The 13312-nt window shown below is 52.8% G+C and carries 6 protein-coding genes and 1 pseudogene; 6 read left to right on the top strand and 1 reads right to left on the bottom strand.

Going from position 1 to position 13312, the window contains the following annotated elements:
* Nucleotides 1-247: 247 nt before the first annotated feature.
* Nucleotides 248-595, bottom strand: a pseudogene (locus PRIO_RS35050) (ABC transporter substrate-binding protein); the annotation flags it as partial.
* Nucleotides 596-987: 392 nt separating this feature from the next.
* On the opposite strand from PRIO_RS35050, the gene PRIO_RS24010 reads away from it, so the two are divergent.
* The 6 genes from PRIO_RS24010 (at nt 988) to PRIO_RS34450 (ending at nt 13289) form a co-directional block, all read left to right on the top strand.
* A complete protein-coding gene (locus tag PRIO_RS24010; protein ID WP_020426109.1) occupies nt 988-1947 on the top strand; it encodes a carbohydrate ABC transporter permease in 960 nt (319 codons plus the stop codon).
* Nucleotides 1947-2795, top strand: a complete 849-nt coding sequence (locus PRIO_RS24005) for a carbohydrate ABC transporter permease (RefSeq protein WP_020426110.1) — start codon at nt 1947-1949, stop codon at nt 2793-2795. The genes PRIO_RS24010 and PRIO_RS24005 overlap by 1 nt, the downstream gene beginning before the upstream one ends.
* A 98-nt stretch (nt 2796-2893) precedes the next feature.
* Nucleotides 2894-4651 (top strand): sensor histidine kinase, encoded by a 1758-nt coding sequence (locus PRIO_RS24000; RefSeq protein WP_020426111.1) that lies wholly within the window; start codon nt 2894-2896, stop codon nt 4649-4651.
* Nucleotides 4626-5924, top strand: coding sequence for a response regulator transcription factor (locus PRIO_RS23995; RefSeq protein WP_020426112.1), 1299 nt, complete (start codon nt 4626-4628; stop codon nt 5922-5924). Before PRIO_RS24000 ends, PRIO_RS23995 begins: the two co-directional genes overlap by 26 nt.
* A gap of 113 nt (nt 5925-6037) precedes the next feature.
* A complete protein-coding gene (locus PRIO_RS23990) occupies nt 6038-7396 on the top strand; it encodes an ABC transporter substrate-binding protein (protein ID WP_020426113.1) in 1359 nt (452 codons plus the stop codon).
* A 673-nt stretch (nt 7397-8069) separates the two neighbouring features.
* On the top strand, nt 8070-13289 hold the full coding sequence (locus PRIO_RS34450; protein WP_063850482.1) for an S-layer homology domain-containing protein: 5220 nt from the start codon (nt 8070-8072) through the stop codon (nt 13287-13289).
* Nucleotides 13290-13312 lie beyond the last annotated feature (23 nt).

Below are 13312 nucleotides of genomic sequence, written 5' to 3'. Positions count from 1 at the left end.
TCATGGGGAGTCGTTCTCCAGGTAACGCTAGAACCAAGACGGCTGCGCAGCCCCGTGGTGGACGGCACAGTCGTTTTAGTTTAAATATAATTTATATGCTTCACGCTGCAAATTATCCTTCTATTTCTCGCTGAAACGGGTACCTGAAAGTGATACTCTGTATCGCTGCTTCGGAAGCATAGGCTCTTAATAAGGACGGCGTAGCCGTTTCTACTTGATATGTTTCGGGGGAAGCGTAACTTACCCCTTACTTGCTGCTCCACAAAGCGACACGGTCCTGCACATATTTGGTATAGCCTTTTTCCATTTTCTCCACGCCGGCTTTGTCGAGGTCGGCCATGTAGTCCTCCCAGATTTTATCGAAATCCGCCGGTTTCGCCAGGATGGCCTGGGGAATCCGTTTCCACGTGATATCGAGTCCGGATTACTTGGTAAACGCCGTATTATCATTGTTGATGCGATCCTGAACTTCATTAATAACGACCCGTTTGCCGTTTTCCACCGTATAATGCTTGCCTTCAATGCCCCAGTTGTTCAGAATCTGGCCTTCGTCGGAAGCGAGGAAGTCCAGGAACTTGATCGTGCGGACCGGGTCTCATACTTGCCGAGAACGAATAATAACCATGAACGTTTCTTCCGCCAGACCAAGACCCGCCACCGCCGAATGACGGGACTCCGGAGTTAGAATCGCTATATCTGGCGTGGAGGCGAATTTGTCGTTTGGGTGGATGATGCCTTAAAGCAAAACGCCTTCACGAAGGCACAAATCGCCTGCGCTTCCGCCGAGATCCCCATCTGTATTTGAGCCGTTTTGAAAAACGTATTTGTTTGTTAATTGGGCAGACGTAGTTTTTTTAGAAAATAGCACTCGCGGAGAATTGATAAATAGTGAAAGAAAAGCATTCATTCCTCTCCTTCAAGCCAGCGTGCGGCAACTTTATAATGAAAGAAAAGTTCCGATACAGTTGGAAGATAGGAGTAAAATTCATGAACAATGCTGCTGTAAAGCAAGCACCCGCGGGTTCTCTGAAAACGGTTCCGTCCAGCAAAAAACGCGCCAAACGTTGGGAATCGCCGCTCGCCGGGTATCTGTTTCTCTCCCCATGGTTGATAGGCTTCTTCCTGTTGACCCTGGGACCAATGATTATGTCCCTGTATTACTCGTTTACGGACTACTCGCTGCTGACGGCTCCGAAGTGGACCGGACTGGCGAACTACACCCGAATCTTCACCGAGGATGATATCTTTCCGTCATCGCTGCGTATTACTATTACTTTCGTGCTGCTGACTGTGCCTCTGCGGCTGATGTTTGCGCTCGGGATTGCAATGCTGCTGAACCGGAAGATTAAAGGGATATCCTTTTACCGGACGATGGTCTACTTCCCTTCACTAATCGGGACAAGCATCGCGGTATCGATTCTCTGGAAAAATATCTTCAGCCGCAACGGGTTCATCAATGATTTCCTGGCGATCTTCGGAATCAAAGGTCCGGCCTGGATTGCCGATCCTAAATACGCGCTGGGCACGTTGATCCTGCTGATGGTCTGGCAGTTCGGTTCGTCGATGATCATTTTCCTGGCCGGACTTAAGCAGATCCCGGGGGATCTGTACGAGGCGTCTTCTGTGGACGGTGCGGGCAAGTTCCGCCAGTTTTTCTCGATTACCCTGCCGATGCTCTCGCCGATTATTATGTTCAATGCCATTCAGACGATGATCAACACCTTCCAAATGTTTACGCAGGCTTTTGTCATCACGGGCGGCGGTCCAGTCAAGTCCACCTTTGTCTATGTTATGTACCTGTATGAAGAAGCCTTTACCAAGTTCCACATGGGTTATGCCTCTGCGCTGGCCTGGGTGCTGCTGCTGCTGATCGGGCTGTTCACAGCCGTACTATTTGGAACTTCGAAATATTGGGTGTTCTACGAATCGCAAGGAGGGAAGAAATAATGGAAGCCACCCGTTCAAGCAAACGCTTTGTTACACATATTTCTCTCCTGGTCGTCAGCCTGATCATGATGTATCCAATCTTCTGGTGGCTGGGTGCCTCACTGAAAACCAATGAGGAGATGAGCTCTGCCAATCTGTTCCCGAAAATCCCTCACTGGGCCAATTTTTCCGACGGCTGGGTGTCGGTGCCGAACTTCACCTTTGCCCATTTCTACCTTAATACCTTTGAGCTAGTTGCAGGGGTGTTATTCACGAGTGTGGTCGCCTGCAGTCTGGTGGCTTTTGCCTTCTCGCGTCTGGACTTCCCGCTGCGTAATTTCTGGTTTGCCATTATGCTGGTGACCCTAATGCTGCCGACCCAGGTCACTATCGTGCCGCAATATGTCATGTTCAGCAAATGGGGCTGGATCAACACGTATCTGCCCTTTTATATTCCGCATTTGTTCGCAGGGGGCATCGGCGGTCCGTTCTTCATCTACCTGCTTGTCCAGTTCATGCGCTCTGTCCCCAAAGAGCTGGATGAGGCGGCCAAAATCGACGGCTGCTCCTGGTTCAGCATTTACTGGAGAATTATGCTGCCTTTAGTAAAACCTGCACTGGTTACCGTTGCGATCTATTGTTTCCTGTGGAACTGGGATGATTTCTTCGGACAGATGCTTTATATTAATACCATTGATAAATACACAATCAATCTGGCACTCAAGCTGTTCATCGATTCGCAAGGGTCGGTGCCTTGGGGACAAATGCTGGCCATGTCGCTGGTATCCATAGTTCCGTCGGTGCTGATCTTCTTCCTGGCACAGAAGCATTTTGTCGAAGGCATGTCGGCAGGTGCGTTGAAGGGCTAGGTTAAAATGTATAGCAGTAATGTAAAGCTGCGAGTTCTCGCGGCTTTCTTTCTTTATAATCTATGAAATAAACTTGTCGGATGTACGGAGGATACCATATGCGGGTGAACCCCTTTAAGACGCTGCGTATCGATGTTGTTTTCTTTTTCGGCTTCGCACTGATTGTAGCGATTCTGGTCGGCCTGATTGTCTGGTTCAGCTATATCAACGGGTCCAAAGAAATTGCGGGCAACACCTCCTACTATCAGCAGAAGCTGCTCATCGAGCTGCACAAGAAGCTGAACACCAACCTGGAGGATATTGAGCAAAGCTCCAATACCGCAGCGCAGAATTTCAATGACCAATATGAAGAGATGCTGGACGGGAATGCCTATGACCAGGTACGGGGACAGGCCAGCATTCGCTCCCAACTGAACAACTACGTATTCGGGATGCCGATTCTGCAATCCATCCATGTCTATTCCGATCTGACGCCGTCGTACAATGTGCAGGATTTTGTCCAGTTTCTGCCGATCGGACAGATGGAGCGGGAAGCCTGGTACGACGATCTCCGCAACTCCGATTATGCCTGGCTAAGCGAACGGACCATCAAAACCAACAGCGGGGACACTTCGGTCATCAGCTTTGCGCGCAAGGTATATAACCGCTTCAACAGGGCCTTTGCCGTAATGGTATTTAATGTCCGGGTCCCGGCCTTCCAGTCCCTGATCGCCACGGAAGACAGCCGCTCCAACCTGGCACTGCTCGATGCCACGGACAAGCTGATTACGAGTACCGGGGATGAGGCCTTTTTCCAGCAGCATGAAGCACAGATCAAGGCCCAGCTGGATTCCCGGACCAATGGCGCCAAACGCACCGGTGACGAATTCCTTGTCTGGTCTTCCTCACTTGATTCCCAATGGTCGCTGGTGGAGATCACCTCCTGGAGCCAGATCACGGCCGGGAGCCTGAAGCAGACCAAGGTTATTCTGGCACTTGGAATCGCTACCATAGTGATGATTCTGCTGCTTGCCGTCTTTCTCTCCCGCCAGTTCGTCAAGCCCATCGGTCTGGTGCTGAAGGCCATGAGCAATTTCTCGCTCAGCAAAAGGACGCCGCTGCCGGATGATTACAAAAATGAGTTCGGCCGTCTGTTCCAGGGCTACGAGAAGCTGACGTACAGAATTGAAGAACTCTACGACAGTCTGGAGCAGCAGCATGAGCAGCAGCGGGCGGCTGAAATTAAAGCGCTGCAGATGATGATCAACCCCCATTTTCTCTATAATTCGCTGGATCAGGTCAATTGGATGGCTATAGAGGCGTCCCAGCCGCAAATCAGCAGCATGCTGTCCCATCTGGGGCAATTTTTCCGGCTTGCGCTGTCCAACAGCGACAGCCTTGTCCCGTTGTCCGAGGAGCTGGCCCATATTGAGAGCTATCTGCAGTTTCAGAAAATACGCTGGGAGGACCGGCTGGAGTACCGCTTCATTGCCGCTGATGAGGTCAAGTCTCTGTTCGTGCCCAAGATCATCCTGCAGCCGTTCGTGGAGAATGCCTTCATTCACGGCTTCCATGGCAAGCGGCAGGCATCATTGATTATTACGGTGAGCATTCTGGAAGGTCAGATGCTGCAGATTACGGTTATGGACAACGGCCGCCAGCTGCAGGAGAACTGGATGGAGAAACGCAGTGCCAAGGGAGGCTACGGTCTGCGCAATGTCCGTGAGCGGATTACGGCAATGTTCGGCAGCACCTATGGCTTCACTCTGGGCAATTCGCCGGAAGGCGGCACACAGGCCGTCATCTGTCTGCCCGTACTTTATTCACCATCGGTTAAAGGAGGAACGCAGCATGTGGAAAGTAGTCATCATAGATGATGACTTCCAAGTCGTAAGAGGATTGCGCAAAGCGATCCCGTGGGAAGAGCTGGATGCGGAATTTGCCGGGGAAGCCATTGATGGTGAGTCCGGCCTGAAGCTGATCGGAGAGGTTAACCCTGATATTGTCCTGACGGATATTTATATGCCTGTGATGAACGGGATTCAAATGATTGAACAACTGAAGGCCGGGAGCTTCGCTGGCAGGTTTGTTATCCTTAGCGGATACAATGATTTCGAATACGCCCGTACGGCGCTGCGGCTCGGAGTAGACGATTATCTAACCAAACCTGTCACTGTGGATCAGATCCGTAAGGTATTGTCTGAAACCATAGAGAAGCTGGAAGAGACCTATCTGCACCGGCTGGAGCTTGGCGGCGGACAGTCCTCTGACCGGCAGGAAGCTCCAAGCCTTGCGGAATGGCTGGTGGCGGTGTTGAATGGCTGGAGCCAGAATCCTGGACTTCCGGCACCTCTGCAGCAACTGGACAAACAGAGATATACGGTGATGGTGATGGAGGTCTTATGGACAGAACGCATCCGCAGCGTTTCTCTGGCAGACTGGAATCTGTTCCAGTTCGCTGTGTCCAATATTGTCACCGAGGTATATGGCCGCGAATGGCCGGAAGCCTTCTTCGTCTGGCTGTTCGGCAATCATGCGGCGCTGCTGCTGCCATCGGCGGCCCAGGGGCCGGAGGGGCAGATTATTCAGGCTGCAGATGCCCTCGGGGCGCTTATTGTCAGCAGTATAAAGACTTTTCTCGGGCTGGAGGTCCGCTTCGGGATTGGAAATGTCAAGGATGGCTGGGATGAAATCAAAGCTTCAGGCGATGAGGCCATGCAGAGGCTGTTCGCCAAGCTGCCGCTGAATTTGAATCACGAGAAAGTATGGAGCGGCGGCGCGGAGACGCAAATCGACGGCCTCCGCAAGGCGCAGGGCCCGACCATCCACGATAAGCACCGCAAGGCGGTGCAGTTCATGATCGAATATATCCATACGCATTATGCCGAGGATATCACACTGGAGCATTTGGCCTCGCAGCTGTATATTTCCAAAAATTATTTGAACCAGCTGTTCAAAAAAGTAACCGGAGAAACCTTCACCAACTATGTGATCCGCGTGCGGATCGAGAAGGCCAAAACGCTGCTGCAGGGCGGCAGCCATCTGATCTATGAGGTCTCGGAGATGGTCGGCTACCAGAATGTCCCTTATTTCAGCACACTCTTCAAAAAGTACTGCGGCGTCAGCCCCAGCGAGCTGATGAAACGATAGTTTGTAGTCGATATTGAAAGATTTGTGTTCATTACTCTTCTATACGATGAATAGGGCGGGTGTTACTATCGAGCTATAAATGTTGGCTGAGCTGACAGAAGGGGGAAGTTACAATGCATAAAATGGCAAAGAAAAGTTTTCTTGCAATCGCTTTAATGGCGATGGTTGCGACGTCAGCCGCTTGCGGCAACAACAGCAATAACGGCGCGGCAGCAAACAATACGGAGGGGGGCAGCACCGCTGCCACGACTGCTCCTGCTGCGGGGGCCGGAGGCACAGGCTCTGGCTCAGGCGAACCGGTGACACTCACAGTGGCATGGTGGGGTTCCCAAGCGAGACATGACGCTACCTTGAAAGCGCTTGACCAATATAAGGCGCTCAATCCCAATGTTACGTTCCAGACGCAGTTTTCCGGCTGGGACGGCTATTTTGACAAACTGGCTGTGCAATACTCCGCGAAAAGTGCTCCTGACATCATCCAGATGGATGCCGCTTATCTGAATGACTACGCAGGAAGAGGCCTGCTGGCGGATCTGAAAGAGGTTAACGTGGAGAATATTGAAGCTACTACGATGGATGGCGGCAAAGTGAACGGCACCCAATATGCCGTGCCTCTGGGGGTTGCCGCACTTGGAATGGTGTATGACAAGACGGTTGTAGAGAAATTGGGTCTGGAAGCGCCTAAATTTGGCTGGACCTGGGATGATTACTACGCCTTCGGCGAAGCAGCCAAAGCGAAGCTTGGCGAGGACAAGTATGTGTTCGCCGATCAGAGCGCCGATTTGGTGGATTATACTGCCTACCAATACAGCATGGGCAAAGGCTATATTTTTGACGCGGAAGGCAACCTCAGCGTCGACAAGGATACCTGGATCGGCTTCATGACCAAGATGGATGAGCTGCGCAAGAAAGGGATTCTGACTCCGGCGGACATCACCACAACGGATAAAGAGCTTGATCCGCAGTTGGACAGTGTCATTAACGGCAACGCCGTCGTACGCCATCTGTTCTCCAACCAGGTCGGCTCCATTGAAGCGCTGAAGCCTGATGCCTTCGGATACGCCTCCATGCCGTATGGCACAGAAGCAGGCGGCTGGCTGAAACCGGGGATGTTCTGGAGTGTGAACGCCCAATCAGCCCATCAGGCAGAGGCTGTCAAGTTCGTGGACTGGTTCGTGAATAATGAAGAGGCTGGGAAAACTCTGGGACTGACACGCGGCACACCGGTCAACTCCAAAGTGGTGGAAGCCCTAACGCCTACCTTCAGTGATGCCGACAAAACCTCGCTTGATTTCCTGAATCAGGTAACACCGGATGCACAGAAGTTCATAAACGACCCTCAAGGCTGGGGGAATTTCAAAAACGATTATAAAACTATCGTAGAAAAGCTGCAGTTCGGGCAATCGACACCGGAAGAGGCTTACGCCGAACTGTTGAAGACCGCAGAGCAATATACGGCGGAAGCGAAGTAAAGGATGTTTTTAGGAGTGTTTTAGGGATGTTGGGACTGTTTATCGGTATATTTTAATGGGGCTGGCCGCATACGCGGCCTGTTCTTTTTTAGACATTGAATCAGCCTCCATGCAAAAGTCCCACACTTTGTGGGGTTATTTTGTACAGGGCCTGCTGGCATGGGGAAGATAACGGCTCACCCGGATGGGTGAGAATACGTAAGTGAGGATGTTCTCATCACGACAGATCGCGGGGAATCCTGTACAAAGTACAACAATGGAGAGTCTGATCCTATCAATGGGGCGTAAATCCTGCAGATTATACAACAATGTAGGTCCAGATCACCTCAAAGCGGCATAAATCCTGCAGAATGTACAACAAAGTGGCTCCAGATCATCTCAAGGCGACGTAAATCCTGTAGAACGTACAACAAAGTGTCCTGCCGTAGCCCAAACTTTGAAATCGGCGGGTAAGTCGTGGAGAAATGAGAGGTAGAAGTGCCTTTGATTTCGTGACAGGCGGGCTAAATGGGGGAATGAGTCGGGTAAAATGGACTTTTGTGTTCTAAAGTGAAAGATTCCTATTCTTTTCTCTCTCATGGAGGAGCCGCTTGATCCTTTATAATTGGCACAGTATTCGTGGTAACGCTTTCTTAAGGCGAGCGAAAACAGTATACGAGGAGGTAAGGCATTAATGAAAGCAAGAAGGCTGGGCAAGGGAAAAACATGGCTGTCCATACTGCTGATCGCGGTCATGCTGTTCGCAATGGTTCCGGGTGCGGATCAAGCGGAAGCCAGTTCCGCTACAGGCGTCACCTATTATCTCGACAGCGCAGCGGGCAATGACAGCAATACAGGGACAACTGAAAACCGTCCTTGGAAATCACTGAGCAAAGTGAACAGTACCGTTTTTCAGCCGGGTGACCGGATTTTACTGAAGTCGGGCGGGGTCTGGAATAATCAGACGCTTGCACCGCAGGGCTCAGGGTCGGCGGGAAACCCGGTAATTATTGACCGTTACGGCAGCGGGGATAAGCCGAAGATCCAGGCGGGCGGTCAATTTAAAGATGCCGTTACACTTAGCAACCAGCAGTACTGGGAGATCCGCAATCTGGATGTTTCCAATACGGCCCCGGTAACGGGGACCTTTGCAGAGTCGCTTGGAGATTTCCGCGGTATTCATGTGACTGGAGCAGATGCGGGTACGCTTGCGTACTTCCGCATCAGCGGCGTGGATGTGCATGATGTGTCCGGGGAGATCGCCTGGATCAGCGGAACCGTACCGGAGACACCGGACCCGGGAATACGCTTCAAAACGGGATGGGACGGATCGAAGAAGACCGGCGGAATTGTGTTTGATACCACGGTCGCCGATCCGCTGCACCCCCAGCGGGCGACTGTTTTTAACGACGTCATTATCGAGAATTCCACAGTCAAAAACACCTCGTTTGGCGGCATTATTTTCAAGCAGTATGCCGGGGACGGCGGAGGGGACAGCAGCAGCGGGGTGGTCAGCACCGGCTGGGGCACACGCGACAGCGAAACGGATGCCAAGTTCACTCCGCATACGAACATTATCATCCGGGGCAACTACATTACACAGAAGGCTACGGATTTTGGCTGCAACGCAATGTATCTGACCGGGGTGAGAGGTGCACTCGTTGAGCATAATGTGGTGGACGGCGCAGGCACCTCCGGGATCGAAGCTTATTATGCCGATGATGTGACCATTCAGTTCAATGAGGTTTTTGATACCTCGAAAAAAGCGGGCGGAGCAGACTCCAACGGCATTGACCCTGACAAGGGAACCACTAAAATTCTGATTCAGTATAATTATGTTCACGACAACGGGGACGGAATCCTGATCTGCCAGTTCAGCTTTGGGGATACGATCATCCGCTACAATGTGCTGGAGAGTAATACCCGGTATCCCGTGTATCTGCATTCCGACAAAAAAGCGGTTGCCGAGGTTTACAACAACACGATCTACAATGACGCCAGCGGATATATGATCTATGGCTATGGTACCTCACTGAACGCCACCTACAACATCCGCAATAATATTCTATATACCACACGGGCGGTTCAGGAATTAACGTTGAGTCCGACAATTATGTATGACAACAACAGCTACTATGCTTCTGCGGGAGCACTCACTCCCCCGGCTGGCGACAGCCACGCACGCACCGGCAACCCTCAGCTGGCGGACCCCGGCAAGGGAACCTCCGGAACTGAAACGGACGGACCGGCGCTGGACAGTCTGGGCGGTTATCAGTTGAAGCCCGAGTCCATGCTGATTAACCGGGGGCTCAACATTCTGGATCCTGCATCGGCCGGGGTAAAAGATTTTGCCGGGCAGCCTCTTTACAACGGTAACGCTGATCTGGGAGCCTTCGAATATTATGATCCGTCGCTGACTACAGCAACCTTGGCAGGCCGGATCACGAACAGTGCCGGGAAAGGCATGAGCGGAGTGCAGGTAAGTGACTCTTCCGGCAGCAGCCTGTCGGCGGTCACGGACAGCTCCGGCTATTATGTCATCCCGGGCGTGGCTGTCGGCAGCAGCATCAATCTGAAGGCGGTGAAGACCGGCTACGCTGACAGTGAAACCGGAATGTTCGCAGTTGCGGCAGGCAACGTCATCACCCGCGATCTGCAGCTCACCTCGAATGCGGCCACCGGCTCAGTAGCCGGAACAATTTTGGATGGAGAGCTGACTCCGGCAGCGGGGGTGACTGTAACCCTGACAGCGGAAGGAGCCGCAGTACAGACAGCCGTGAGTGATCTTAACGGCGGCTATAACTTCCCCGCTGTGGAAATAGGGGAGAATTATACAGTTTCTGCAGCTAAGTCTGGCTACAGAGCAGCAGAGGTATCTGGAATTCATGTAGAACCTGCACTGCTGACCAAGGTTGCCGACCTGTATGTAGTCAGCAAACAGGCTGTTTTGCTGAATGCTTCTGATTTCAATGAACTGGCTGCGGGTGCCCAGCCATCGGCACCTTGGACCGTGACAACTACCGGAGGAAGTGTTGGCGCTGCCGAATTGCCGGGTGCGGCTGACAAAAGCATCAAGCTGACCCGCAGCAGCAACAGCGGCAACACCTCTATGTCGCAGACCTTTGCTCCTGGCACACTGAAGGGTGTGGTCACCTTGTCTGCCGATGTGATGAAGCTGGATAATGCGGGCAGCACGAACTGGATCAGCCTGCCTTATATCTACAGCAGTGCCGGAACGGCGAGCACGAACGTGGGGGTATCCCTGGCTTTTTCCAAAGGACAGATTGTGGCTTATAAAGGCGGGACCTCGACCAATCTGATGCCTTACGAAACGAACAAATGGTATAACCTGCGGCTGGTGATGAACACCGGGTCGGGAAAGTTTGATCTCTATGTCGATGATGTCCTGGTTGTGGACCAGGCAGCCTTCCGCAACAAAATTCCTGATATCGGGCGGATTGACTATTATGCCAACAGCTCCAACTATGGAACGGCCTATCTGGATAATGTGCAGCTCTATCAAGGCATTCCTTACGAGCGCAATGATGCCGGACTCTCAGGTCTGACCGCTGACCTGGGTCCGCTTACGAAGCAGGGTGAGGATTACAGCCTGGATGTTCCTTATTTTATGGATTCTGTGCAACTGACCGCGACGGCAAGCAGTCCGAATATCGCTTCACTGACCATTAACGGCATCCCTGCTGTGAGCGGACAGCCAGCCGGGGAAGTGGCGCTGGCTGAAGGACTTACTACGATTCCTGTAGTGGTCACTGCCGAAGATGGGCTCACAACTCATACAGTAAATGTGATCATTAACCGTACACCTGCTGCGCTTGACTCTACGCTGCAAAACTTGCAGGTTGCGGCCAGCGGCGGTGAGGAGCTGCCGCTGTCGCCGGTATTCTCCTATAACAGGGATAGCTATACGGTAAATGTGGCGGACAGCGTCTACGGTCTGACTGTAACACCGGTTGCCGGAGCACCGGGCACCGAGATTCGAGTGAACGGTAATGTGGTGGGCAGTACACAGACCTCTGCAGAGATTCCGCTCAGAGCAAGCAGCAGCGAGATTACTGTGACAACCGCGTCAGCCGACGGGACAGATTACAGAAGTTACTCGATCACAGTGAACTGGGAAGGAACTTATCCTCCCGGTGAAGAAGAAGTCTCTGATTCGTCAGTGAGTCCAACCCAAGCAGTGTTTGATAAAAATACCGCGAACAGCCAAGCCGTTGCGCTTAAAGTACAAGCGAACGGCAATCTTTTAACAGCTATTCGGAATGGTGAAACTCCGCTTGGTGAAGCGGACTATACTGTAACCGGAAATGTATACAGCATCGGTGTTCCTTATCTGCTTCAGCAGCCGCTGGGCATGGTTTCGCTGGTCTTTGACTTCAATCAGGGCAAGGATCCAATCGTGGATATCCAGATTATTGATACTACAGATGAAGGCAATGGCGGCGGGACCGGCCCGGGGACAGGTACAGATCCGGGGGCAGGTACAGATCCAGGGACAGGCACTAACCCGGGAACGGACACTGATCCAGGAATTGGTACAGACCCGGGAACGGGCAACAATCCGGGAACAGGTGTAAATCCGGGAACAGGTGTAAATCCGGGGAATGGCACCTATCCGGGGACAGGAACCGGTGGCAATTCCAGCAGTGGTGGAGGCTCCGGCAGCAGCACTGCAGCGGTGCCGGCAGTAACTGTCAGCAGCGGTAAGCTGACAGTAAACCCGAAATACACTGCTGGTTCGGAAGCAGCGCAGGTTGCCGTTACGCAGGAAGCGCTCAATGAGGCGCTTGCGCTGGCGGCCGCTGAAGGTGCGGGCAGCAAGCGGGTAGTCATTGCAGTGAATCAGGCCGCAGGTGCCACAGCCTATGAGGTGTCGCTTCCCGCAGCAGCCTTGAGCGCAGCTGCGACTGGGCAGAGCCTGGAGATCCAAACCGTGGTTGGAGCCGTTGTGCTTCCCGGAGGCATGCTGACTGCGGAGCAGGCAGCGCAGAATGCGGCGGTGGTACTGCGGATTTCCGCAGCAGATGCCGGGTCTCTGCCCGCAGAGATAACTGCAGCGAGCGCAGGAAGACCGGTGGTTAAGCTCAGCCTCAGCATCGGCGGTAAGGAAATAAGCTGGCAGAAATCCCCGGCACAAGTTCAGGTCAGTATCCCTTATCGGCTCACCGCCGCTGAGCTGTTGAATTCCGACTATTTGACAGTCCGCTATATCGATGAGGCAGGAGTAAGCCATCCGGTTGCCAGCGGCAAATACGATCCTGTATCCGCAGCGGTTACGTTCACAGCCCGGCATTTCAGCACTTATGCAGTGGTGATGAACCGTATATCGTTCAACGATCTGGACGCTTCGCATTGGGCGAAGAAGCCGGTGGAAGTGCTGGCGGCCAAAGGGATAGTGAACGGCGTATCCGCCGGTTCCTATGCCCCGGCAGCGCAAATCAGCCGTGCCGATTATGCGGTGATGCTGGTCCGTGCCTTTGGCCTGGACGGCAGCGCGGAAGCGGCAGCAACCAGATTTACGGATGTGCTGCCCGGAAGCTACTACTACGAAGCTGTAAATACTGCCAAGGCATTGGGCATTGCCAGCGGCAATACCGATGGAAGCTTCAACCCTGCTGGAATTATCACCAGACAGGAAATGATCGTAATGACTGACCGGGCATTGACTGCTGCCGGAGTCTCATCTGCGGCTACCGATGGCAGCGGCACCGGAGACGCGGCAGCAGCGGCTGGATTCCGGGACCTTGCCGCTGTGGCGGATTATGCGGCTGAAGCAGTGAACCGCATGCTCCAGATCGGCTGGCTGCAGGGGAATAGCGGACTGATTCAACCAGAGGGCACAGCCAGCCGCGCGGAAGCGGCGGTTCTGCTGTACAGAATCTGTACTGAGCTGTAACAAAAGCTAAAGACAAAGGGAGT

Source organism: Paenibacillus riograndensis SBR5 (assembly GCF_000981585.1).
GTDB lineage: Bacteria > Bacillota > Bacilli > Paenibacillales > Paenibacillaceae > Paenibacillus_AQ > Paenibacillus_AQ riograndensis.
The sequence above is the reverse complement of the archived record's forward strand: the minus strand, read 5'-3'. Positions and strand labels throughout refer to the sequence as shown.

Bases quoted from the DNA above. Each gene is read 5' to 3' on its own strand.
- PRIO_RS24005 (WP_020426110.1), top strand. From the start codon at position 1,947: ATGGAAGCCACCCGTTCAAGCAAACGCTTTGTTACACATATTTCTCTC.
- PRIO_RS34450 (WP_063850482.1), top strand. From the start codon at position 8,070: ATGAAAGCAAGAAGGCTGGGCAAGGGAAAAACATGGCTGTCCATACTG.
- PRIO_RS24010 (WP_020426109.1), top strand. From the start codon at position 988: ATGAACAATGCTGCTGTAAAGCAAGCACCCGCGGGTTCTCTGAAAACG.
- PRIO_RS23995 (WP_020426112.1), top strand. From the start codon at position 4,626: ATGTGGAAAGTAGTCATCATAGATGATGACTTCCAAGTCGTAAGAGGA.
- PRIO_RS24000 (WP_020426111.1), top strand. From the start codon at position 2,894: ATGCGGGTGAACCCCTTTAAGACGCTGCGTATCGATGTTGTTTTCTTT.
- PRIO_RS23990 (WP_020426113.1), top strand. From the start codon at position 6,038: ATGCATAAAATGGCAAAGAAAAGTTTTCTTGCAATCGCTTTAATGGCG.